The organism is Bradyrhizobium symbiodeficiens (assembly GCF_002266465.3).
Taxonomy (GTDB): Bacteria; Pseudomonadota; Alphaproteobacteria; order Rhizobiales; family Xanthobacteraceae; genus Bradyrhizobium; species Bradyrhizobium symbiodeficiens.
Window position 1 is genome coordinate 5,551,505 of sequence record NZ_CP029427.2, and the last position, 21,920, is coordinate 5,573,424.

Annotated in this window: 21 protein-coding genes; 3 read left to right on the plus strand and 18 right to left on the minus strand. The window is 64.2% G+C overall.

Annotation, left to right across the window (positions count from 1 at the left end; translation table 11 throughout):
• The first annotated feature begins 369 nt into the window (after nucleotides 1-369).
• The gene (locus CIT39_RS26095; RefSeq protein WP_094977452.1) at nucleotides 370-1,260 is read left to right on the plus strand and encodes an MBL fold metallo-hydrolase; all 891 of its coding nucleotides are present in this window, start codon (nucleotides 370-372) and stop codon (nucleotides 1,258-1,260) included.
• Nucleotides 1,261-1,386: 126 nt separating this feature from the next.
• On the opposite strand, the gene CIT39_RS26100 is transcribed toward CIT39_RS26095, so the two are convergent.
• From CIT39_RS26100 to CIT39_RS26165, 14 genes are all read right to left on the minus strand, one after another.
• The gene (locus tag CIT39_RS26100) at nucleotides 1,387-2,304 is read right to left on the minus strand and encodes a polyphosphate kinase 2 family protein (RefSeq protein ID WP_094977451.1); all 918 of its coding nucleotides are present in this window, start codon (nucleotides 2,302-2,304) and stop codon (nucleotides 1,387-1,389) included.
• A complete protein-coding gene (locus CIT39_RS26105; RefSeq protein WP_094977450.1) occupies nucleotides 2,285-3,283 on the minus strand; it encodes a branched-chain amino acid ABC transporter permease in 999 nt (332 codons plus the stop codon). The genes CIT39_RS26100 and CIT39_RS26105 overlap by 20 nt, the downstream gene beginning before the upstream one ends.
• Complete coding sequence (locus tag CIT39_RS26110) at nucleotides 3,280-4,161, minus strand: branched-chain amino acid ABC transporter permease (RefSeq protein WP_094977848.1); 882 nt, start codon at nucleotides 4,159-4,161, stop codon at nucleotides 3,280-3,282. The genes CIT39_RS26105 and CIT39_RS26110 overlap by 4 nt, the downstream gene beginning before the upstream one ends.
• A gap of 5 nt (nucleotides 4,162-4,166) precedes the next feature.
• On the minus strand, nucleotides 4,167-4,871 hold the full coding sequence (locus tag CIT39_RS26115; RefSeq protein WP_094977449.1) for an ABC transporter ATP-binding protein: 705 nt from the start codon (nucleotides 4,869-4,871) through the stop codon (nucleotides 4,167-4,169).
• Nucleotides 4,871-5,641, minus strand: a complete 771-nt coding sequence (locus CIT39_RS26120) for an ABC transporter ATP-binding protein (protein WP_094977448.1) — start codon at nucleotides 5,639-5,641, stop codon at nucleotides 4,871-4,873. The genes CIT39_RS26115 and CIT39_RS26120 overlap by 1 nt, the downstream gene beginning before the upstream one ends.
• A gap of 15 nt (nucleotides 5,642-5,656) precedes the next feature.
• Nucleotides 5,657-6,967: an ABC transporter substrate-binding protein gene (locus CIT39_RS26125; protein ID WP_094977447.1), complete on the minus strand. Its 1,311-nt coding sequence runs from the start codon at nucleotides 6,965-6,967 to the stop codon at nucleotides 5,657-5,659.
• A 93-nt stretch (nucleotides 6,968-7,060) separates the two neighbouring features.
• The gene (locus CIT39_RS26130) at nucleotides 7,061-7,765 is read right to left on the minus strand and encodes a hypothetical protein (RefSeq protein ID WP_094977446.1); all 705 of its coding nucleotides are present in this window, start codon (nucleotides 7,763-7,765) and stop codon (nucleotides 7,061-7,063) included.
• Between the two features lie 30 nt (nucleotides 7,766-7,795).
• On the minus strand, nucleotides 7,796-8,821 hold the full coding sequence (locus CIT39_RS26135) for an ABC transporter substrate-binding protein (RefSeq protein WP_094977445.1): 1,026 nt from the start codon (nucleotides 8,819-8,821) through the stop codon (nucleotides 7,796-7,798).
• Nucleotides 8,822-9,042: 221 nt separating this feature from the next.
• Complete coding sequence (locus tag CIT39_RS26140) at nucleotides 9,043-9,816, minus strand: anti-sigma factor family protein (protein WP_094977444.1); 774 nt, start codon at nucleotides 9,814-9,816, stop codon at nucleotides 9,043-9,045.
• Nucleotides 9,813-10,331: a sigma-70 family RNA polymerase sigma factor gene (locus CIT39_RS26145; protein WP_094977443.1), complete on the minus strand. Its 519-nt coding sequence runs from the start codon at nucleotides 10,329-10,331 to the stop codon at nucleotides 9,813-9,815. Before CIT39_RS26145 ends, CIT39_RS26140 begins: the two co-directional genes overlap by 4 nt.
• Nucleotides 10,332-10,371: 40 nt before the next feature.
• A complete protein-coding gene (locus CIT39_RS26150) occupies nucleotides 10,372-11,841 on the minus strand; it encodes a YncE family protein (RefSeq protein ID WP_094977442.1) in 1,470 nt (489 codons plus the stop codon).
• A 9-nt stretch (nucleotides 11,842-11,850) separates the two neighbouring features.
• Complete coding sequence (locus CIT39_RS26155; protein ID WP_162308687.1) at nucleotides 11,851-12,384, minus strand: DUF305 domain-containing protein; 534 nt, start codon at nucleotides 12,382-12,384, stop codon at nucleotides 11,851-11,853.
• Between the two features lie 98 nt (nucleotides 12,385-12,482).
• Entirely contained in the window at nucleotides 12,483-13,268 is a 786-nt protein-coding gene (locus CIT39_RS26160; RefSeq protein WP_094977440.1) for an ABC transporter permease, read from the minus strand.
• Complete coding sequence (locus tag CIT39_RS26165) at nucleotides 13,268-14,086, minus strand: ABC transporter ATP-binding protein (protein WP_094977439.1); 819 nt, start codon at nucleotides 14,084-14,086, stop codon at nucleotides 13,268-13,270. Before CIT39_RS26165 ends, CIT39_RS26160 begins: the two co-directional genes overlap by 1 nt.
• 133 nt (nucleotides 14,087-14,219) lie before the next feature.
• On the opposite strand from CIT39_RS26165, the gene CIT39_RS26170 reads away from it, so the two are divergent.
• Both CIT39_RS26170 and CIT39_RS26175 read left to right on the plus strand, forming a co-directional pair.
• Nucleotides 14,220-15,002, plus strand: a complete 783-nt coding sequence (locus CIT39_RS26170; RefSeq protein ID WP_094977438.1) for an ATP-binding cassette domain-containing protein — start codon at nucleotides 14,220-14,222, stop codon at nucleotides 15,000-15,002.
• Nucleotides 14,999-16,552, plus strand: coding sequence for an ABC transporter permease/substrate-binding protein (locus CIT39_RS26175; protein ID WP_094977437.1), 1,554 nt, complete (start codon nucleotides 14,999-15,001; stop codon nucleotides 16,550-16,552). Before CIT39_RS26170 ends, CIT39_RS26175 begins: the two co-directional genes overlap by 4 nt.
• Before the next feature lie 96 nt (nucleotides 16,553-16,648).
• Here the strand turns inward: CIT39_RS26175 and CIT39_RS26180 are convergent, their stop codons facing one another.
• From CIT39_RS26180 to CIT39_RS26195, 4 genes are all read right to left on the minus strand, one after another.
• Entirely contained in the window at nucleotides 16,649-17,611 is a 963-nt protein-coding gene (locus CIT39_RS26180; protein ID WP_094977436.1) for an ABC transporter permease, read from the minus strand.
• Complete coding sequence (locus tag CIT39_RS26185; RefSeq protein ID WP_094977435.1) at nucleotides 17,601-18,587, minus strand: ABC transporter ATP-binding protein; 987 nt, start codon at nucleotides 18,585-18,587, stop codon at nucleotides 17,601-17,603. Before CIT39_RS26185 ends, CIT39_RS26180 begins: the two co-directional genes overlap by 11 nt.
• Entirely contained in the window at nucleotides 18,584-19,750 is a 1,167-nt protein-coding gene (locus CIT39_RS26190) for a COG1470 family protein (RefSeq protein ID WP_094977434.1), read from the minus strand. The genes CIT39_RS26185 and CIT39_RS26190 overlap by 4 nt, the downstream gene beginning before the upstream one ends.
• A gap of 291 nt (nucleotides 19,751-20,041) precedes the next feature.
• Nucleotides 20,042-21,754 (minus strand): sulfatase-like hydrolase/transferase, encoded by a 1,713-nt coding sequence (locus tag CIT39_RS26195; protein ID WP_094977433.1) that lies wholly within the window; start codon nucleotides 21,752-21,754, stop codon nucleotides 20,042-20,044.
• Between the last annotated feature and the right edge of the window lie 166 nt (nucleotides 21,755-21,920).

Sequence of the window (21,920 nt, forward strand, 5' to 3'; positions counted from 1 at the left end):
TTGACCCGGCGTGCCGTTCGCGGTTTCTGCCGCTATGCGATAGTCCGAACGAGCTCCATCGCACTTAACGCGGCTGGGTTTGCGGAGGTGGAGTCATAGACCTCCCCTTGCTCATGAGGTGGACGTTGCGCGTCGCTTGTTTGCGACCGCGACCATGCTCCTCCTGTGCCACAAGACTGTCAAGCGAGATCAATCGAGAGAGCAATCACAATTGACGCGCCAGTTCCTCGGGGGCAGCTAGGCGCTGGATCATGCCGTGTCGGCCTGGATCGCCTGCGACTCAATGCAGCGGAATAAAATCATTCCGCCAGCGTTTGTGATGGCGAGGATACCTGTCTCCCGCCCTCATTCATTTTCAGAAAGTCAGACATGAAGATATCGATTTGCCTCACCGTACTCACGGCAATCGTTGCCGGACTTGGACCCGCTGCTGCGCAAAATCCTCCGCAGACCTCGACCAAGAAGGTCGACGGCACCGACAACGTCTACGTCTTCCGCTATGGCGGCCATCAATCGATCTTCATCGTGACGCCGCAGGGCGTGATCGCGACCGACCCGATCGCCTATTTGCGTCCAGCCAAGCCCTATATCGATGCGATCAAGGCAGTCACCGACAAGCCGATCAAATACGTCGTCTACAGCCACCACCACTACGACCACATCGCCGGCGGCCAGCCCTTCAAGGATCTCGGCGCCACCTTCATCGCGCACCGGCGGACCAAGGAGCGTTTCCTCGAGCTGAAGAAGCAGAAATCGCTGCTCGCCGATGTCGTGATGCCGGACCAGGTGGTGGACGACAAGAAGAGCATCACGCTCGGCGGCACCACCCTGGAGCTGAACTATGTCGGCCGCAACCATTCCGACAATTCGCTCGTGATGCGCCTACCGAAGGAGAAGATCGTCTTCGTGGTCGACTTCGCACCGATCGAGCAGGTCCAGTTCCGCAACATCCCCGACAACGCCTCGCCGCTGGAATACATCGCCTCGCTGAAGAAGCTGGCGTCACTCGACTGGGAGCGGATGATCCCCGGCCATCCCTATGCCGGCGGCCGCTTCGGCACCAAGAAGGACATCGAGGACGATATCGCCTACATGGAGGATCTCTCCACCGAGGTGAAGAAGGCCGCAGATAGCGGCAAGTGCTTCGACACCGCAATGAAGGAAGTGAAGCTGCCGAAGTATGAAAAGTGGGCCAATTACGAAACCGCACTGCCCGCCAACATCGAGCGCTTCTGCTACTGGTGGGCCCGCGGGTATTGAGGGGCGGCGCCGAATTCGTAGGGTGGGCAAAGGCGCGTCAGCGCCGTGCCCACGTCTTTGGAAGTCGTGGGCACGCTCCGCTTTGCCCACCCTACGGGATCTTGCTGGATCGGCGATCGCGGCGCCTTACCGCTTCCCCTTGCCCTCCTTCTCCAGCGCCTTGCGCACCTGCTCGAACTCCTCCACCGAGGCCTTGTCGGCCCGCGGAAAACGCAGGTCGAGCTTTTCGAGCGCGGCATTGATCACCGAGCCAATCACGACGCGCGCGAACCATTTGTGGTCCGCGGGCACGACGTACCACGGCGCATGAGAAGTGGCGGTATGCCGGACGATATCCTGATAGACCGCCTGGTAGCGCGGCCACAGTGCGCGCTCCTTGATGTCGTCCATCGAGAATTTCCACTGCTTGGCCGGCTCCTCCAGCCGGTCGAGGAAGCGCTTGCGCTGCTCCTCCCTGGAGACGTTGAGAAAGAACTTCAGCACCACGGTGCCGTTGCGGCAGAGATAGCGCTCGAACGACGAGATGTCCTCGAACCGCTCCTTCCAGATGTTCTTGGTGACGAGCTTCTGCGGCAGCTTCTCCTTGGCGAGCAGCTCCGGGTGGACGCGCGTGACCAGGCACTCCTCGTAATGGGATCGGTTGAAGATGCCGATATGGCCGCGCTCGGGCAGCGCGATCGCATGACGCCATAGGAAATCGTGGTCGAGTTCCTTGCTGCTAGGCGCCTTGAAGGCATGGACCTCGCAGCCCTGCGGGTTGATGCCCTCGAAGATCGCCTTGATCGCACTGTCCTTGCCGCCGGCGTCCATAGCCTGGAACACGATCAGGAGCGACCAGCGGTCCTGGGCGTAGAGCTTCTCCTGAAACCCGATCAGCCGCTTCTTGTTGGCGTCCAGAATCGCCTGTGCCTTCTCCTTGTCGAGATCGTCCTTCTCGTCGGTCTTGTGATCCTTGAGATGGAACTTGCCCGATCCGTCGTAGCGGAATGGCGTGATGTAGCGGTCAAGTTCCTGGTCGAGCGATTTAGACGGCTTCTTGCTCATGAGCGCGGGGCACCTTGCGTTGCGGCTTCAGTCGGTCGAGCACGCTACCAAGGATGCCCTTGGGAAGGAATATGATGAAAAGGACCAGCAGCACGCCATAGACGAGATTGTCCCAGCCGACCGCCTTGGTGCCGAAGCCGATGCGAAGGGTTTCCGCCAGCAGGATGGTGATCACGGCGCCAAAGGTCGGGCCGAGCGAGACGAACAGGCCGCCCACGATGGCCGCGAACACCATCTGCAGCGAGACCGCGATGCCGCTGACCGTGTCGGGGGTGATGAACATCTGGTACTGGCAGTAGATCGCGCCCGCGAGCGCCGTCATCACCGCGCTGAGCAGCGTGATCTTAAGTTTCTCCGCGGTGACGTTCACGCCCGCGGCGGCCGCGGCGTCCTCGTCCTCGGAGATCGCCTCCAGCGCGTAGCGGCTCATGCTGCGGTCGACCCAGTGCCAGACCACGATGCCGAACAACCAGACCCCGAGTGCGATCAGGTACCAGGTGATCTTGTCGTCGAATTGCAGCGCCAGCAGCTTGTTGCCGGACGCGCGGTTCGGCGTATAGCCGAGCGAGCCGCCGGTGTAATCGCGCGTCGCCGTGATGACCTGGAGCACGATGCCCGACAGCGCCAGCGTCACGAGCACGAAATAATGTCCGGTGATGCGGAAGCGGAAGCAGGGATAGCCGACGATCAGCGCCAGCGCGCCGGCCGCGACCATGCCCATGGGAATGCCGATCCAGGGCGACCAGCCCAGGTGATTCCATAGCAGCGCGGTGACATAGGCGCCGATCCCCATGAAGCCGCCATGTCCGAGCGAGACGAGGCCGAATCGCCCCATCATCGACCACGACGTGTAGGCGAACGACCAGATCAGGATCAGCACCAGGATGTGCAGATGATAGGGATCGCGGTAGACGAAGGGCAGCGCGACCAGCGCCGCCAGTCCGATCCCCCAAGCTGCAAGCCGCCCCTGCCCCATCATCGGCGCCTCGCCAGCAGGCCCGCAGGCCGGATGAACATCATGACGATGAAGAAGGCGAAGGCGAGCACGTAGCCCCATTCGAGATCCGAGAACAGGCCGCCGAGCGAGATGATCTCGGCGAACACGAAGGCGGCGATGAAACCGCCGATGAAATTGCCGAGGCCGCCGAGCACGCAGATCAGGAAGGTGATCGGCCCGAAGGAGAGGCCGACGAAGGGATGCACGTCGTATTGCAGCACCAGCAGGCAGGCAGCGAGCCCGGCCAGCCCACCGCCGATTGCAGAGGTGATGAGATAGATCCGCCTGGTGTCGACCCCCATCAGCGCCATGATCTGCCGGTCCTGCGAGATGGCGCGGATCGCGGTGCCGGTGAAGGTGCGCGTCATGAACAGATAGACGCAGACCATGCCGACCAGCGCCGCCAGGAAGGACAGAAGTCGCGCATAGCTGAAATTCATGTCGCCGAACGCAAGCACCGGCAGGCGGATGCCGAGATTGCGGAAGTCGATGCCGAAGGCGACGGTGGCAAAGCTCTGGAGAACGAACAGCACGCCGCCGGTCGCGAGCAGCTGGTTGATCGGCGGGGCGGTCAATAGCGGCGCGATCACGAGGAAATGCAGCGCGGCACCGAGCATCGCGACCAGCAGGATGGTGAACGGCGCGGCGACGAAATAGCTGAGGCCGTAGACCTGCACCATGAAATACATGGCATACATGCCGATCATCACCAGCTCGGCATAGCAGATCCAGGTCACGTCGATGACGCCGAAAATCAGATTGAGCCCGAGCGCGAGCAGTGCGAGCACGCCGCCGAGCAGGATGCCGTTGATCACGGCCTCCAGCAGGTAGATGTCGAAGATGTCGAAAAATCCCTGCATGCCCATCACACCCCGAGATAAGCTTCCCTGACCGTGTCGCTCGCCAGCATCTCGGCGGACGTGCCGGATGCCCGGATCGTGCCTGCCTCGATCAGATAGGCGCGATCGACCACTTTCAGCACCTGCTGCACGTTCTGCTCGACGATCAGCACCGTCAGCCCGCTGGTGCGAATCCGCTTTACCAGCTCGAACACCTGCTGCACCACGACCGGCGCCAGCCCCGCCGAGGGCTCGTCGAGCAGCAGCAGCTTTGGATTGGACATCAGCGCGCGGCCGATCGCGCACATCTGCTGCTCGCCGCCGGACATGGTGCCGGCCATCTGGTGGCGGCGCTCCTTCAGGCGCGGAAACAGGTCGAACACGACCTCGAGCCGCTCGGCATAGTGGCTGCGCGCCTCCTTCATGAAGGCGCCCATCTTGAGATTGTCGTCGACCGAGAGCTGCGGAAACAGCCGCCGGTTCTCCGGCACATGCGCAATGCCGAGGCTGACGATCTTGTGCGGCGGCGTTGCCACGACGTCGGTGCCCTCCATCCGGATCGAGCCGCGCGAGGGTCGGATCAGCCCGGAGATGACGCGCATCAAGGTGGTCTTGCCGGCGCCATTTGGGCCGATGACGCCGACGGCCTCGCCGGCCTTGACGTCGAGATCGACGTCGAACAACGCCTGGAAGGTGCCATAGCCGGCATTCACGGCGCGGAGCTCCAGCATCAGGCGCCTCCCGCACGGCGGCGCGCTTCGGCGGCCGCGGCCTGCGTGGTCTCGGCATCGGTGCCGAGATAGACCTCGATGACGCGCGGATCGCCCGCGACCGCGCTCGGCAATCCTTCCGAGATCTTCTCGCCGTGATCGAGCACCATGACGCGGTCGACGACGCGCATCAAGACGCCCATGATGTGCTCGACCCAGATGATGGTGATGCCGAGTTCGTCGCGGATGTTGCGCAGCATGTCGGCGGCCTGGTCCATCTCGGTCTCGTCGAGACCGCCGAGGCTCTCATCGGCGAGCAGCAGCTTTGGCGCAGTCGCGAGGGCTTTCGCCAGTTCGAGCTTCTTCAGCCCGGCCGCGCCGAGGCCATCGACGCTGGCATGGCGATCGGTCGGCAGGCCGACCATCGCCAGCGATCGTTCGGCCGCCTCCTCCGCCCTGGCACGGCTATGGCGGCCCTGGCCGTAAAAGCCGGCGAGCGCGACGTTCTCGAAAATGGTCAGGCGGCGGAACGGCCGCGGAATCTGGAAGGTACGGCCGACCCCGCTGTTGATGATCCGGTGCGGCGCGAGGCCTGCAATCTCCGAGCCGTCGAACACGATCGAGCCCGATGTCGGCGCCAGCGTCCCGGAGAGCATGTTGAAGATCGTGCTCTTGCCCGAACCGTTCGGCCCGATCAGGCCGAGGATCTCCCCCTGATCGACCCGGAACGACACATTGTTGACGGCGGTGAAGCCGCCGAACCGCTTCACCAGCCCACTGACTTCCAGCACCAGAGCCCTCCGCTGCTACTGGTTGCTGTAGGTGGTGCCCTTCGGCAGCGGCAGCACGGCCTCGCGCTGCGCCTGACTCTTGGGCCACACCACCGAGGACTTGTCGTCGATGTACTGGATCACGACCGGGAACGAGCGTTCGTTCTGGCCCGACATCGGCGTGCCCTCGCCGTAGAACTTGACGCCGAAGCCGAGCATGGTGCCGCCTTCGGCGATGTCGGTGTCGAGCGCCGCCTTGCGCAGCGCTTCGGGATCGACTCCGCCGTACTTCTTGATTGCCCGCGGCAGCACGTCGGCCATGAAGACGTAGGTGTTGGACGCGCCGATGCCGACATGGGCGGAGCGGATGGCAACGCCGGGCTTGATCTTGTCGAACTCCTCGCCGACCATCTTGATGACGGGCGCAAGCTTCGGATCCATGGTCTTCTGGTTGGCGAGCCAGATCGAGATCGGGTCGGTGTTGAAGATATAGGTGGCGTCGGCTCCCATGCCTTCCTTCAGCTTCTCATAGACGCCATAGCCTGCGCCGTGGCCCATCAGCGCGCCGAACTTCAGACCCTGCTCGCGCGCCTGGCGCAGCAGCAGGGTGATGTCCGGATTGTAGCCGGTGTGGAAGATCACGTCGGGCTTGGCGCGCTTGAGCTTGGTCACCAGCGCCGACAGATCGGGCGCGGTGGCCGAATAGCCCTCCTTCATCACGACGTTGAAGCCCGCCTTCTTCGCACCGGCCTCGTTGCCCTTGGAGACGTCGACGCCATAAGCCCCGTCCTCGTGGATGATGGCGACGCGCAGATCCTTCGGCTCCTTGCCGAACTTCGCTTTAGCGTTCTGCGCGATGAAATCCATCGTCATCATGCCGAACTGATCACCGCTCGCCTGTGGGCGAAAGACGTATTTGTAGCCCTTCTCGTTGAACACGGCGGACGAGATGCAGGTCGTCATCCACATGAATTTCTTGAGCTGCTCGACGCGGGCGGCCACCGGCACGCACTGCGCCGACGAGAAGAAGCCGAGCACCATGTCGACCTTCTCCTGCTCGAGCAGGCGCACGGATTCGTTGATGGCGATATCGGGTTTGCTCTGCGCGTCGGCATAGACCGCCTCGATCTTGTAGCCTTCGACGCCGGTCTTGGCGAAATGGTCGAGGATGATCTTTGTGCCGACATAATTGAGCTCGGAGCCGCCGCCGGCCAGAGGCCCGGTCAAATCAAAGACGACGCCGATCTTGATCTTCTTGTCCTGAGCCTGGGCGGACACCGCCAAGCCCGTCGCTGATATCGCGACCAACAGCCCACGTACCAAGCGGGCAGCCATGCGCAGGCGCATCAAAACCTCCCTGGACGATTGTGCATTGCAATCTTTTTGCTTTTGCTTTTTCCCATCACATGGGCTGAACGCCGGGATGTCAAGCCTTGCGCGTCAGCGCGAGGCGAACTGCTGCTCGACGAAGGCCGTGACAAATCGCGGCATGGTCGGCGTGAGGTCGCCGATCCCGCGCACGAGATGGATGGCCGACAATTCGGGCTCGTCCTCGCGGGCGAGGTTGGCTTCGATCCGGGCGCGCGCTTCTTCGCCTGACATATCCAGGTTGAGCACCTGCATCATCGCGATCGTGGGACCGCTGACGACGCAATGCCAGTCCGGCTCCGCGCGATAGTCTGCCGCCGTCAGGCCGGTCTCCTCCTCGAGTTCGCGGATGACGCTGCCGGGTATGTCGAGTGTGCCACCCCTGACGTCGTCGAGATCGGGCGTGCCCGAAGGGAAATAGATGCGGCCTGCGTTGGCGGTGTGCTGCGCCATCTCGCCCATGACGAAGGCGCCATCGGACGTGCGCAGCGCGCCCATGCCGAAACCGTTGAACACGGGAGCGCCGGGAAAGCCCCAGTCGCGCCAGGCGAGGAAGCTCGCGAAGTCGGTCTCGAAATAGGTCGCGGCGAAATGGCCGTCTGTGAACACAGGATCTCGCCCGACCAGGACGCGTCCGTTCCAGATCTTCGGCCGCTCGCGCTGCTTCTCGGCGAAATGCGCCGCGATCTCGTCGCGACGCTCTTCCGCGAACGGCCAGGCGATCGGGCGGACGGCCAGATCGAGCGTCGTGACGCGATGGATGATCGGTGACGTCATGAGGGGGCGGCTATCACGCCTTCGCGTCGGCTATTTGGCGCTCCCCGTCGTCTTCTTGGCCTGCTCGACGAAGGTGTTGGTGAAGGTCTTGCTGACGTCGATCTTGGCATTGGCCACCTCGGGCGAGCCGACGCTGAACACCGCGAGCACGGCGTCCGCGCCCTTCGGGTCCATCTTGCCGGTCTCGGAGAACATCGGGATCGTGTTCTTCAGCGCGGCGAGATAGAGGTCCTTGTTCTTGCCGACCGTCTCCTCCGGCATCTTCGCCATGATCTCCTCAGGGCTGTGCGAATGGATCCAGGCGAGTGTGGCGAGGATCGCGTTGGTGAGCGCTTGCGTCTCCTTCTCGTGCTTGGCAACCCAGGCCGCGGTCGAGTACAGCGCGCCGCCGGGATATTCGCCGCCAAACGTCTCGAGCGTGTCCTTCTGCGTGCGGGTGTCGGAGAGGATTCGCAGATCCTTGTGGCTGCCCTGAAGCACGGTGACGGAGGGGTCGAGCATTACGGCGGCATCGATCTGGCCCTGCTCCATCGCGGCGACCGCGGTGGCACCGAGGCCGACGCCGATCACGGCGGCGCTGGTTGGGTCGACGCCGTTCTTCTTGAGCATGTATTTCAGGAAGAAGTCGGTGGAGGAGCCGGGCGCGCTGACGCCGACCTTCTTGCCGGCGAGATCCTTGACCGACTTGATGTCGTTGGTACGCGAGGGCGCGACCACGAGCACGAGGCCGGGATAGCGGTCATAGACCACGAAAGCCTGGAGCTCCTGCTTCTTGGCAGCCAGATTGACGCAATGGTCGAAATAGCCGGAGACCACGTCGGCGCTGCCGCCGAGCACGGCTTTCAGCGCGTCCGAGCCGCCCTTGAGGTCGACCAGCTCGACACTGAGGCCGGCCTTGTCGTATTCGCCGAGCTGCTTGGCCAGCACCGTCGGCAGATAGCACAGGCAGGAGCCGCCGCCGATCGCGATGGTGACCTTGCTTTGCGCTGCGGCAAATCCGGTGGTGAGCATCAGCGCCAGCAGCGCGCCGGCGAGCCTGGCAATCGTGTTCTTCATTGGTTTCCTCCGTTCGGCCGGCGCACCATAGAGCAGCGGGACGGGCTTGAGAAGCGCTCGGGAAGCACTGGCCTTCGGCCATTCGGCGCAATAGCATGCGTGGCCCTGGGCCCGGCCGACAAGGTCGGCTATCGCTCCAAGAGCTTCATGACCGCCGACGGCGCCAGGCTTCGCTATCAGGGTTCGCGCCAATGCGCGGACCCGTTCCCCGGTTTCCGAAGCTAGATCGGTCCCGCCTGTTTCCGAATCTCGTTTGCGATCGGCTTAAGGGTGTCCCCCGGAAGCTGACCGACGAGCGTATAGCCCATGCCACGATCCGCCCATGCGAAGCCCGCGATATCGCCGGCGGCGTGCGGCATCATCGGCGCATCCTGACTGCCGCTGCTCATTGGACGTGTCAGCATGACGAGACGGTCGCCCTGATCGTCGTCATACATGAACATCGCGGCCGGACCATGCGAGGTCGCAACCAGGCGGCCTCCCATCAGCCGATAGCCCGACGTGGAGAGATCAGGCACCTTGACCACCCGCTTCAGCCGGCTGGAAACCCATTGCGTGAGCTCGGCCCTGTCGGAAGCACGTATTTCGACCGGCCGCACGCGATCCGGTGCGTAGACGCCATAGGAGTAGGCGGCCTCCTGCGCCAAGGCGGACAATCCGCTCGAACCACCTTGCAACAGGCTGCGCACGGTCCACCCGCCGAGACCGCCGATGCTCACCAGCAACAGCGCCGCGATTGCTTTCCATGCCCGCAATGGACGTCGCTTTCGACGTTCAATGATGTGCGACAGGTTCAGTTCGGCCGGAACTGGTTCATCCGCGATCGAAGCCAACGCGCCGCGCAACTGCTCGCGCTGGCTGGCGAAGGCCGCGACGCGCTCGGCGGCATCCGGATGAAGTTTCAGATAGGAAACAACCTCTCCAAGACGCTCAGGTGCAAGTGCCTGATCCACAAAGGCGTGGAGATCATCTTCCGTGATCGGTCGCTGGCTCATTTCATGCTCCGCAATTCCACGACATTCCCCGGTGCAGCCCCCTCCAGCTCCTGCTGCAACCTTTCCCGCGCGCGTGACAGCCGCGACATCACGGTCCCGACCGGGACATCCAGCAATTTCGCGGCGTCGGCGTAGGAAAAATCCTCGACTGCAACAAGCAACAGCACGGCCCGCTGCTCTTCCGGCAGCCTCGCGAGCTTGTTCAGGACGTCCTGGTAGATCAGCCTGTGCTCCTGCGCGGCAGCACTCGCGAGCTCGCGCTCGCCTGCATCATCGATCGGCATATGCCTTCCCCGCGTCGCGGCCTGACGGAATTGGGTGACCGCCAGATTGTGGAGGATGGTGAACAGCCAGGCGCGCACGCTGCCGTCACGCCGCTGATGCCAGCGGCTGACGGCGCGCTCCAGGCAATCCTGAACCAGATCGTCGGCGGTCGTGCGATCACGCATCAGCGCGCGCGCATAACGGCGGAGCGAGGGGATCAGCGGCTCGACCTGAACCAGCATGTCCTTCATGGAGTGCTCCGCCTGCCTTTCGTTGACACCCGATGGCGCGTCATTGCGTCTCGATCTGGACCGCGCCGCCGGGCTCGGCCGCATCACCGGAGGCAATCACGAGATATCGCTTTCCGGAGGCCGCGGACTGATCGACGATCTGGCGGATCGGACCAGCCGCGTTGACGATAGCTGATCCGGCCGGATTCGTCATGAAGGCCGCGAGTGGCTGCAGCGGGCCGCTTCCATCATTTCGATCCGCCAGCGCAAGCACATATTTTTGCTTGGGTTGAAGTCCTGTCACCGAAGCCTGCAATATCTGGATCAGGCCCTGATCGAACAGCGAGACGCTGGTCGGCGCCGCGCCATCCTTCGATCCGTCCTTGGGGCCCATCGAAAGATGGGCGACTTGGCCGGCTACGCCCAGCGGCTGCAGATTCTGGCGGTCATCCGGATTGGGCGCCGCGCCTGGAACGTAGGCGATCGCCTGCGGTGCCTGGCCGATCGGGACATTCGCAACCACGCTGTTGGTCGCGGTGTCGATCGCCGCGAGGGCGTCGGCGTTCTCGAGGCCGACATAAATGCGCGTGCCATCGCCAGACGGCCAGACGCCATGGGGCAGATTACCGACCGGGATCGTCGCGACCTGCGAAAAATCGTCTGTGCGGAAGACCCTCACCAGGTTCAGGCCACCGACGGTGACATAGGCGAATGTGCCCTTCGCGGTGTGCGCGAAATTGACGTGATTGGTGATCGGACCGGTGTCGATCGTCTTGATCAGGTTGAACGGCGGCTTCGCGTTGAACACCTGGGTCCGGCCGACATCCTTCAGCGTGAACCAGACCTGGTTTCCATCGGGCGTCGCCGCGATGTTCGGGCAGAACGGGCTCTCCTGCTTCACTTTGGCGATGATCTTGTGCTCGGCGACAGAAACAACATCGGTCTCGGGATTGAACGACGAGCAGATGTAACCGTATTTGCCGTCGGGCGAGAAGATTTGCATCCCCGGCCCGTTGGGGGTCGTGATACGGGCTTTCTCCTTCAGGCTCTTCGCATCGATCACGGAGATGTAGTTTTCGCCGCGAACGGTGACCCACACCTCCTTGCCGTCCGGCGTAAAGAACGCCTCGTGCGGCGACCGCCCGACATAGGTCACGTGCTTGACCGCATTGGTCGCGGTGTCGATGAAGCTCACCGAATTCGAGCCGATCGACACCACGGCCAGCGTCTTGTGGTCGGGGGAGAAACCCATCCCGTGCACGAGAACCTGGCCCTTGTAGAGCGGGCTGAAATTGCCGGGCTGCGGGTCTCCCAGGCGGATCACACCAAGCAGCTTGTTGTCGACCGGATCTGTCACCGAGACCGTGTTCGAGAACTGCTCGGCCGCATAGACGCGATCGTGATGGCTCATCGGAATATCGGGGGCGGATAGCGCGCCCGGCGCCTGCCCTGCCCATGCGGCCGAGCCGGTGGCGAGCATCGTGGCTGCCAGGAAAATGCTCTTCATGAGATTGCTTTGCGACGTCTTCATCGATGACTCCTATTTCTTCATTCCGGCGGACATATCCATCTGCATGCCCTGATGATGAACGTTTGCGGCTGAAACGGACGGCGGCTGCGTCGGGGCCGGCGTCGTGTCCGTTGCAGGCTCGCCGATGGCGAGCTTCATCGCCGCGATCTCCTGCATCTGATCGACGATGATTTCCTGGGCGATGCGCCGTAGCTGCTCATTCTTGCCGTAACGCAGTTCGATGACCGCCATGTCGATCGCGCCCTGATGATGCGGATTCATCATCGCAACGAAGTCGCGATCGATATCACCGGTCGGCTTGGCCGCCATGTCGTTCATCATCTTGGTCATCGCCGCGTCGTTCTCCTCCAGGAACGCGCGCTCATCCGCGCTGTGCGCAACCGATGGGGCGACCGGATGGGCTTCGTGCGCGAGCACGAGCGACGGCAGCGCGAATGCGACGAAAATGCGGGCGCCGATGAGCGCCGTGCCGAGGCCGGGCCTCGGCCATCGGCATCTGCCTGCGAGCGCCGCAACGACGCGGCGAAACTGTAACTGGTGCATCCTGAACTCCCATGCAGGTGGTCGCATGGGGGTATGACGCGTGGGCGCGCGTTCTATTCCGGCCGGCCAATCACATAAATGTCAGCAGCAGATCGAGCCTAGCCGCGACCGTCCACGGTCGGCCGCCACACCAATAGCCTCCGCTCCACCAGCGTCACCCCATAGTCGATCAGGATGACGAACGCCGACAGCACGAACATGCCGGCGAATACGCCGGCGACGTCGAACACGCCTTCGGCCTGCTGGATGAGATAGCCGAGGCCCGCGGCCGATCCCAGATATTCGCCGACCACCGCGCCGACCACGGCGAAGCCGACCGAGGTGTGCAGCGAGGAGAACATCCAGGACAGCGCCGAGGGCCAATAGACGTGCCGCATCAGCTGCCGCTCGCTCATGCCGAGCATGCGGCCATTGTCGAGCACGGTGCGGCTGACCTCCTTGACGCCCTGATAGACGTTGAAGAACACGATGAAGAACACCAGGGTCACGCCGAGCGCGACCTTGGACCAGATGCCGAGCCCCAGCCACAGCGCGAAGATCGGCGCCAGCACGACGCGGGGCAGCGCGTTGACCATCTTGACGTAGGGGTCGAACACGGCGGCGACCAGCGGCTGGCGTGCGAACCAGAAGCCGACCAGAACGCCGCCGGCCGAACCGATCACGAAGGCCAGGAGCGATTCCGTCAGCGTGATGCCGAGATGCTTCCAGATCACGCCGGAAGAGAACCATTTCACGATCTGGCTGAAGACGTCGAGCGGGTTGGAGAAGAAGAACGGCGGCAGCAGGATCTTGCCGAACACGGGGACGGTCGACAGCACCTGCCACAGCACGATGCAGACGACCGCGACCAGGACTTGCAGCGCAAACAGCGTCGGACGCGACATCAGACCGCCTCCGCCGCTTGGGTGGATTGCGCATAGCCCTTCATCACCTCGTCCTTGAGCACGCTCCAGATCTCACGGTGGAGCGCATGAAACTCCTTGTCCAGCCGCACCTCGAAGATGTCGCGCGGGCGCGGCAGGCTCACCCGCCAATCGCCGATGATGCGCGAGGACGGACCGGCCGACATGATCACGACGCGGTCGGCGAGCGCGATCGCCTCTTCGAGATCATGGGTCACGAACAGCACGGCCTTGCGGTCGGCGCTCCAGAGGTCGAGCAGCAGGTTGCCCATCACCTGCCGGGTCTGCGCATCCAACGGCCCGAACGGCTCGTCCATCAAGAGGATCTTGGGATCGCGGATCAGCACCTGCGCCAGTGCCACGCGTTTGCGCTGGCCGCCGGAAAGCATGTGCGGATAACGACCCGCGAAGGCGCCGAGGCCGACGGAGGTCAGCCATTGCTGCGCCCGCGGCAGCGCCTCGGCGCGCGGCGTGCCCTGGACCTCCAGCCCGATCGCGACATTGTCGAGCGCAGTCTTCCACGGGAACAGCGCATCGGCCTGGAACAGATAGCCGGCATCCCGGTTCAGCCCGGCGAGCGGCCGGTCGAATATCCTGACATTGCCGGCAGCCGGCTTCAGCAGCCCGGCCGCGACGTTGAGCAGCGTGGATTTCCCGCAGCCGGTGGGCCCAACGATGGCGACGAAATCGCCTTGCGCAACCGTGAGATGAGCCTTCTCCACCGCCGTATAGACCCGCCCGTCCCCGAGCCGGAACGCAACCTTGGCATCTTCCAGCGCCACTGCCGTTGGCGTTGACATATGTTCCCTCCGAACTTGGCCCGATGCCTTAGCCGCTCGCGCGGCCAAGTTCAATCAAGGCGCCAAGCGTGCTACGCATGGGTCTTCTCATTCCCTCCCTCCGTGGGCGGGTCAGCGAAGTGAGCCCCGCCCGATGCCGTCCAGGCCGATGATCGGCTATGCCCAAATCACCAAGAGCTTCGGCGCGCTCAAGGCCGTGGACGACGTCTCGCTCGACATCGCCGAGGGCGAATTTCTGGCGATCGTCGGCGGCTCGGGCTCCGGCAAGACCACGCTGCTGCGGCTCGCCAACCGGCTGATCGAGGCCGACAGCGGTACCATCACGGTCGAGGGCGAGGACGTGCAAAACGTCGATCCGGTCGCGCTGCGGCGGCGGATCGGCTACGTGTTCCAGAGCGGCGGGCTGTTTCCGCATCTGAGCGTGGCCGACAATATCGGGATCACGCCAAAACTGCTCGGCCGGCCGGCGGCGGATATCGCAGCGCGGGTCGACGAGCTGCTGGAGCTCGTGCAGCTCGACCGTGATGCCCATCGCGACCGTCTGCCGGAGGCGCTCTCCGGCGGCCAGCGCCAGCGCGTCGGCGTGGCGCGGGCGCTGGCGGCCAAGCCGCGCATCGTGCTGATGGACGAGCCGTTCGGCGCGCTCGATCCCCTCACCCGCGATGCGCTCGGCGACGATTATCGTTCGCTGCATCGCAAGCTCGGCCTGACCACCGTGATGATCACCCATGACATGACGGAGGCGATCCTGCTCGCCGACCGCATCGCGGTGATGCGCAGCGGACAGCTGCTCGCGCAGGGTACCCCCGCCGAGCTGTCGAACAGCAGCGACGCCTACGTGCTGGAGCTGCTGCGCACGCCGCGCCGCCAGGTCGAGCGGCTGAACGCGCTGCTGCCGCAAAGCGGTGCGGCATGAGCTTGCTCGCCGATCCGCGCTGGGGCGAAGCATTGGCGCATCTGCCCGATTATCTCGGCAATCATGTCCGGGTGAGCCTCGCCGCGCTTGCGCTCGGTCTCGCCATCAGCCTGCCGCTGGCGATCCTGACGCGCAACCGCCCGGCGCCCCGCGCCATCCTGCTCGCACTCGCCAGCATCGTGCAGACGGTGCCGGGCCTGGCGCTGCTCGCGCTGTTCTACCCGTTGCTGCTGCTCGTCGCCTCGGTGACGCTGGCCTGGTTCGGCGTATCCTTCTCGGCCTTCGGCTTCCTGCCGGCGATGCTGGCGCTGGCGCTTTATTCGATGCTGCCGGTGCTGCGCAACGGCGTCACCGGGCTCAACGGCATCGACCCCGCCTTGATCGAGGCCGCCAAGGGCGTCGGCATGACGGCGCGGCAATCGCTGGTCACAGTCGAACTGCCGCTGGCGCTGCCGGTGATGATGGCAGGCATCCGCACCGCCGCGGTGTGGGTGATCGGCACCGCGACGCTATCGACGCCGATCGGGCAGACCAGCCTCGGCAATTACATCTTTGCCGGGCTTCAAACCCAGAACTGGGTGTTCGTGCTGTTCGGCTGCTTTGCCTCGGCCCTGCTCGCGCTCGCCGTTGATCAGCTGCTCGGCCTGATCGAGAGCGGCCTGCGACGCCGCAGCCGTTTGCGCACCGGCCTCGGCGCGGCCGGCATCGCGGCGCTGGTCGCCGCCACGCTGGTGCCGGCGATGGGGCGCCCGTCGCAGGGCTATGTCGTCGGCGCCAAGACCTTCGCCGAGCAATATGTGCTGTCGGCCCTGCTCAGGGACCGCCTCCAGGCCGCCGGTCTGCCCGCCACCACACGATCGGGCCTCGGCTCCAGCGTGATCTTCGGGGCGTTGAAGGCCGGCGACATCGATCTCTACATCGATTATTCCGGCACGCTCTGGGCCAACCAGTTTCACCGCACCGATATCAAGCCGCGCGCAGAGCTGTTGGCGGATTTGAAGGCAAGCCTGGCAAAGGACAACATCACCCTGCTCGGCGAGCTCGGTTTCGAGAATGCCTATACGCTGGTGATCCCGAAGAAACGCGCCGAAGCCCTTCATATCCGCACCATCGCCGATCTCGCCGCGTACGCATCGACGCTGTCGATTGCCGGCGACTACGAGTTCTTCTCGCGGCCGGAATGGGCGGCGCTGCAAAAGGCCTACGGCCTTTCGTTCAAGGCGCAGCGCCAGATGCAGCCAGACTTCATGTATGCGGCGGTCGCCAGCGGCGAGGTCGACGTGATCGCCGGCTACACCAGTGACGGGTTGATCGCGAAATACGATCTGGTCGCGCTGGACGATCCCAGGCACGCGATTCCGCCCTACGATGCCATCCTGCTGCTGGCGCCGAAACGTGCCGGCGACAAGCGACTGCAGGCCGCACTCGAGCCCCTGCTCGGCAAGATCGACATCGCTACCATGCGCGAAGCGAATTTGCGCGCCAGCGGCAACGATGCGAATTCGTCGCCGGATGCGGTGGCGAAGTGGTTGTGGGGGAAGATCAGGTAGAGCAAAGTCGAGGGGGTGGCCGCGATGGGGAAACTCCGACCACCCCCTCTCGCCCGTCTCCTGGAGGAAGAGAGGGCAACGCCGATCAGCTTCGGTTCACGCCCTCACCTCCTGCCGCTGGAACAGCACGTAACTGAACGCGAACAAGATGATGGTGCCGGCAACGAGGCCGACGGTCTGCGGCCACGCGATCATGATGCTTTCACCGAATGGGAGCGGCGCATCCATGACGGCGCCGCGGAGCTGATCGAGGAATACGGGGCCGAGCGTGCGCGTCGTCGGCGACAGCACGGCGAGCATCGCTTCGCCGAACAGGTCGTTCGGCGACAGCCTCTGCAATTCCTGCGTCCAGACGGCAGTCGCTGGATCGTTCAGGCCCAGCAGCGCATAGCGGGGATCGGCCGGCGCGATCGCCTGCGCGATGGCTGGAGCCAGCATCGGCCAGAGCACCGTCAGGAACAACCAGATGCCCAGCGAGACCAGCGCAGCGGTAGCCGCCGAACGGAACACTGTGGACAGCAACATCGCAAGCGACAGCCATACGCCGGCGTAGAAGATCGCCACGATCAGGAAGACCAGCGATCTTGCGATCTCCTCACTGCCGGGAGGCACGCCCAGGAAGAGCAGACCGAGGCCGATGACCAGCAGCCACAACGCGGCGAGGCTGATACCGATGGTGGCGAGCGCCGCAAGGAACTTCCCCATCAGCAATGCATCGCGGTAGATCGGCTGCGCCAGGATGCGCGAGAGTGTCCGCCGGTTGTGCTCGCCGTTGACGGCGTCGAAGCCGAGCCCGATCGCCATCAGCGGAATGAGAAAGCCGAGGATCGCGACGAACGACGGCAACGGCGCCTGATCGATGGTGAAGAGGCGCAGCAGCAGGAACGGATCCTCGGCCGTGGTCTGCCTGAGGCGGCTGATCGCTTCATAGAGCGCGGCCAGCGCCGTGGACACGATCAGGAGCTCCAGCATCAGCATCCGGATACTGGAGACGTGATCGGCCAGCTCCTTGACAAACACGGCCGACAGTCCCTGGAACGGTGATCCTTCACGCCGCATGCCGAACGTCTCCCATGGGCTGCGCCTGGAAATAGTGCGCGTAGATCGCTTCGAGGCTCGGCTCGTCGACTGATAATTTTCGCAGCGCCCCGTCGACTGCGACCACGGCGCGGGCCGCATCCGGCCGCACGTCGCGCTCGGCCGTCATGCGGAAACGGTCGACGGCGAGGGTCTCCACCTCGGTCACGCCCGGGATCAGCGCCAGCCGCCGGGCGATGCCAGGCCCTTCAGCCTCCACCTCAACGACGAAGCTCGCGCCGAGCACCTTGACCGCGAGTTCGGGCACCGCGCCCATCAGCACGATCCGGCCGGCCTTGAACAGCGCGACGCGATCGCAGATGCGTTGCACCTGGTCGAGCATGTGGGACGACAGCAGCACGGTGATGCCTTCGGCCTTCAGCTCTCCGATCAATCCGAGGAATTCCTGCGTCGCCTGCGGATCGAGCCCGGAGGTCGGCTCGTCCAGGATCGCGATCTCGGCGCGCTTCATGATGATTTCGGCCAGGCCAAGCCGTTGCCGCATGCCGCGCGAGAAGGTCGCAACACGCTTCGACGCGACGTCCGCCAGCCCGACCCGGGACAGCGCCGCCTCGATCAGCCGAGCCCGTTCGGTACGCGCAAGGCCCATCAGCTTGGCCGTGTAGGCCAAGTTCTCCGTGGCGGTGAGCTGGTCGTAGAAGCCGACGGCGTCGGGCAGATAGCCGACGCGCCGCTTGACCTTCAATGGCTCGCGCGCCGGATTGAAGCCGAGCACGCTGACCTCTCCCGAAGATATCTCGGTGAGACCGAGCATCATCAGGATGGTCGTGGTCTTGCCCGCGCCGTTCGGGCCGAGCAGGCCGAACACCTCACCGCGGGCAATGTCGAAGTCGATGGCATCCACCACGGCGGTGGCGCCATAGCGCCGCGTCAGCCCGCGCGCGGCGATGACGGGACCTTGTGCCGTCCCTTGGCTTTGGCTGGATTGACCGCTCATCGCCGTCCGAACCTCGCCACTGCACCCAGCATCAACAGCAGCGCGACGCCGATGACGCCGGCACCTGCCATGCCCCATACGGTCGACGTGGCGACGGTGACGCGGAACTGGCTGGAAGCGCTCTCGCCGCGCGAAGTGGCGCGGATCGTGGCCTGGTAGTCACCGGCCAACGACTTGTCGCTCGGCGTCACCAGTGCCTGTACCTCGCTGTCCTTGCCCGGCACGAGGCGCTCAATCGTCGCCGGCTGGAACGTCACCTTCCACCCGCTCGGCGCGCTCCCGGCGAGTGCGATGTTCTCGGCCGGCGCCGTGCCGGTGTTGGTCACGACGATTGGAATCGAGCTCTGCTGCCCGGCGACCGCACGCGCGCTCAAGAGACCGTCGCGACCGGAGATCTGGAGCTGTGGCTCGCCGACCACGTCGAGCGCAAGCTCGGTCGACGCCGAGGCATCCTCCGCCTTGACTGTGACCTTGACCGGGAAATGACCGGCATCGATCGTGCTGGGCGGGCGCACCTTCAACTTGACGTCCTTGGACTGGCCGGCGTCGATCGGGATCGAGGACAGCTCTTGGGTGCCATAGGCCTCGGTGAACGAGGTCTCGAAATTGGCCGGCGCGTCCGCTCCGAAGCTCGCGACGAGGTTGCGGCCTGAATCGTTCTTGATCGAGAGCGTGTAGTCGAAGTTGGATTTCGGACTGCCGCGCAGCGACGGCAGGCTGGACTTCACGCTGAGCTTGGCGGGAAGCTCCTTGGCAAGCGACACCGCGATGGGCAGCTCCGCGTTGGTGCCCTGCCCTTCGGCCTTGACTGTGAGCGTGTGTGCGCTGAGATCGTTGCCGGTGGGAATATCGAGCCTGAGCTGCAATGTGACGCTGCCATCAGGCGCCGGCATCGCCGCTCCGACCGGCTGTCCGCCGCCGAGCAGCGTCGCGGTCCAGCCACTCGGAACGCCTGCGACCGAGAGCTGATAACGCTCCGGCGACAGGCCGTAATCCTGCAGGCGGAGCGCAACGTTGGTTGTGGTGCCGGGCCGCACCGTGATCGCCGGATAGTCGGTCATCAGATACAGACCCTTGATCTCATGCGACGGTTCGGCGGCATGAACGACGGGGCTGACAAGCGTGAGGGCAAATGCAAGACGCGCAGCATCAAGCGCTCGCATGGATGATACTCCTGCAAGGATGGGTGGGCCAGAGACGGGCATCGCGTCGCGAAGAGACAGTCAGGCCGTGACGGCGACGTGTCGAATGATGGAAGCAATCGTGACGAAGTTTGGGTGGCGAAGCACCGTACCAATTACAAGTCGGTGATAGCGGGCGCTTCAGCTTCAGACTTTAGTTTGAGATCCCGCGCACATCGCCGAAGATTAAAATGCCGTAATGCGATCTGTTGCGCGCAGCAGCCACCGCGATCGGCAGCGGCGATGTCATCGCCTGAGGTCCGCGAGCCGGCGTTAAAGCCCCCGGATCATTCCTGCCTCGATCAGCAGCCTGTTCAGCCGCCGCGCTTCGGCGCCGTCCTTGCAGCTGTAGAAGACGCCCTTGCAGCGGAGCATGATCTGCTTCTGCTCGGCGAAGGACGGGTCGAGCGGGATGCCGGCGGCTTCCTGGATCACCAGCGGCAGATAGGGGCCGTCGATCGTGTCCATCACGGCCTCGCTTCTGACCGGCTCGAAATTGACGACGTCGATCGCATAATAGGTTGCGTAAAGGCGTGGATCGTAGGCGTCGAGCTTCTTGCCGATGGCGCCCTCGTCGAGCCCGGGCTCGAGGATCGCAGGCGCGAACTCGGGCTGGTGATCGCCATAGCGCACGATCAGGAAGGGCTCGCCCGGAAAGTTCTTTTTCAGACCGGCGACGAACGCCTTGTACTGCTCGGCGCTCATCGCCTGACGACGCAGATATTCGTCGATCGACGCAACGTTACCAGGCGCGCGCCAGTTCGGCAGCAGGTCGGGACGGAAGCGCGTCTCCCAGGGGAAATGATTGGCGCCGAGATAGATGAAGGTGAACAGCGGCTTGTTGGGCGGCTGCTGACCCATCAACTGGAGCGCCTTGTCGTAGAAGAAGCCGTCGGGCTCGACGTCCTTGGCGTGGAGATCCTTGGAGTCGAAAAAGCGTTCGATGCCCGTCGTCATCTGGAAGCTGCGGGCGGCCATGAAGCCGCCATTGGCGGGATACAGCGACATCGTGTCGTAGCCGCAGCGACGCAGCGCCAGCGGCAGCCCGCGCTCGACGCGGTTCGAGGCGATGCGCGTCACGAAATAGGCGAAGCGGCCGAACGAGCGCGAGGAGAGGCCTGCGAGGACGTTGTATTCGGTGAACCAGCTCGGCCCGCCATTGCTCTCGGCCAGGAAGGTGCGCTGTCTGCCGTCCCAGGATTTGAAGTGGCTGCCATAGCCCTGCGGCACCTTGATGCCCTGGGCGGCGCGGATGTCGAAGCTCGATTCATCATGGATCATGACGATGTTCGGCCGGCGTCCGGCAGGATGGCAGGAATCGACCAGCGGCACGTTGAGCCGTTCGTCGGTCGCAGCGGCCGATTCCATGAAGCCGTATTGCACGAAGTCCGAGACCGAGCTGACGCCGGAGCGGAAGAACTTCGACAGATAGCCGTCGTCGTAATAGCCGCGCCAGGCCTCGTCCGGATGATAGAGCGAATAGCCGACCAGCGCGGCGAGGCAGGCCAGCTTGCAGGCGAGCGCCGGCAGGCGGCGGATGCGAAACGGATCGAGCCACCACAGCGCATACATCAGCGGCAGCGTGACGAGCCCGGCCAGGATCACCGACCAGCGCAAGTTCGGGAAGATCGTGAACAGGAATGCGACGGTGTCGCGGTCGATCATCATCAGGTCGATGAAGTTGACCGTCATCTGGACGACGTCGTGCTTGAGCCGCGACAGCAGCACCAACACCACGACCAGGGTCAGCGACAGCGCGCCTGACAGCGCCGGCCGGCGCAGCAGCGTGATCCAGAAGAAATTCAGGATGCCCCAGGCCAGCGCGAAGGAGAAGCGCGAGCCGAAATCGGTCTCGGTCTCGTACATCAGCGCGAGCGCGGCCAGATGCGGCGCGGCAACCGCGAGCAGCCGCCAGATACCGAGCGCGGCGACGCTCGCCAGCACGGCGGTGGCGGCAGAAGGACCTGGATTGGGCGCGGACGCCATCGACGACACGCAACAGCTGGTCCGGCGCAATGATACCTAGCCGTCTGGCCGGCCCAAGAGAGAATAAGGGCAGCTAGGGCATCCGGCGCAGCCGGAAGGCCTGCACCGTGTCATAAAACTGTAACGGAACGGTCAAGGACAGGCAATGCAGGCCGTGATCCGACCT

Coding starts and splice junctions, on each gene's coding strand:
- CIT39_RS26150 (WP_094977442.1), bottom strand. CDS start 11,841: ATGAAGACGTCGCAAAGCAATCTCATGAAGAGCATTTTCCTGGCAGCC.
- CIT39_RS26110 (WP_094977848.1), bottom strand. CDS start 4,161: ATGCAGGGATTTTTCGACATCTTCGACATCTACCTGCTGGAGGCCGTG.
- CIT39_RS26100 (WP_094977451.1), bottom strand. CDS start 2,304: ATGAGCAAGAAGCCGTCTAAATCGCTCGACCAGGAACTTGACCGCTAC.
- CIT39_RS26140 (WP_094977444.1), bottom strand. CDS start 9,816: ATGAGCCAGCGACCGATCACGGAAGATGATCTCCACGCCTTTGTGGAT.
- CIT39_RS26135 (WP_094977445.1), bottom strand. CDS start 8,821: ATGAAGAACACGATTGCCAGGCTCGCCGGCGCGCTGCTGGCGCTGATG.
- CIT39_RS26115 (WP_094977449.1), bottom strand. CDS start 4,871: ATGCTGGAGCTCCGCGCCGTGAATGCCGGCTATGGCACCTTCCAGGCG.
- CIT39_RS26170 (WP_094977438.1), top strand. CDS start 14,220: ATGCCGTCCAGGCCGATGATCGGCTATGCCCAAATCACCAAGAGCTTC.
- CIT39_RS26125 (WP_094977447.1), bottom strand. CDS start 6,967: ATGCGCCTGCGCATGGCTGCCCGCTTGGTACGTGGGCTGTTGGTCGCG.
- CIT39_RS26175 (WP_094977437.1), top strand. CDS start 14,999: ATGAGCTTGCTCGCCGATCCGCGCTGGGGCGAAGCATTGGCGCATCTG.
- CIT39_RS26130 (WP_094977446.1), bottom strand. CDS start 7,765: ATGACGTCACCGATCATCCATCGCGTCACGACGCTCGATCTGGCCGTC.
- CIT39_RS26105 (WP_094977450.1), bottom strand. CDS start 3,283: ATGATGGGGCAGGGGCGGCTTGCAGCTTGGGGGATCGGACTGGCGGCG.
- CIT39_RS26155 (WP_162308687.1), bottom strand. CDS start 12,384: ATGCACCAGTTACAGTTTCGCCGCGTCGTTGCGGCGCTCGCAGGCAGA.
- CIT39_RS26185 (WP_094977435.1), bottom strand. CDS start 18,587: ATGAGCGGTCAATCCAGCCAAAGCCAAGGGACGGCACAAGGTCCCGTC.
- CIT39_RS26160 (WP_094977440.1), bottom strand. CDS start 13,268: ATGTCGCGTCCGACGCTGTTTGCGCTGCAAGTCCTGGTCGCGGTCGTC.
- CIT39_RS26165 (WP_094977439.1), bottom strand. CDS start 14,086: ATGTCAACGCCAACGGCAGTGGCGCTGGAAGATGCCAAGGTTGCGTTC.
- CIT39_RS26180 (WP_094977436.1), bottom strand. CDS start 17,611: ATGCGGCGTGAAGGATCACCGTTCCAGGGACTGTCGGCCGTGTTTGTC.
- CIT39_RS26190 (WP_094977434.1), bottom strand. CDS start 19,750: ATGCGAGCGCTTGATGCTGCGCGTCTTGCATTTGCCCTCACGCTTGTC.
- CIT39_RS26145 (WP_094977443.1), bottom strand. CDS start 10,331: ATGAAGGACATGCTGGTTCAGGTCGAGCCGCTGATCCCCTCGCTCCGC.
- CIT39_RS26095 (WP_094977452.1), top strand. CDS start 370: ATGAAGATATCGATTTGCCTCACCGTACTCACGGCAATCGTTGCCGGA.
- CIT39_RS26195 (WP_094977433.1), bottom strand. CDS start 21,754: ATGGCGTCCGCGCCCAATCCAGGTCCTTCTGCCGCCACCGCCGTGCTG.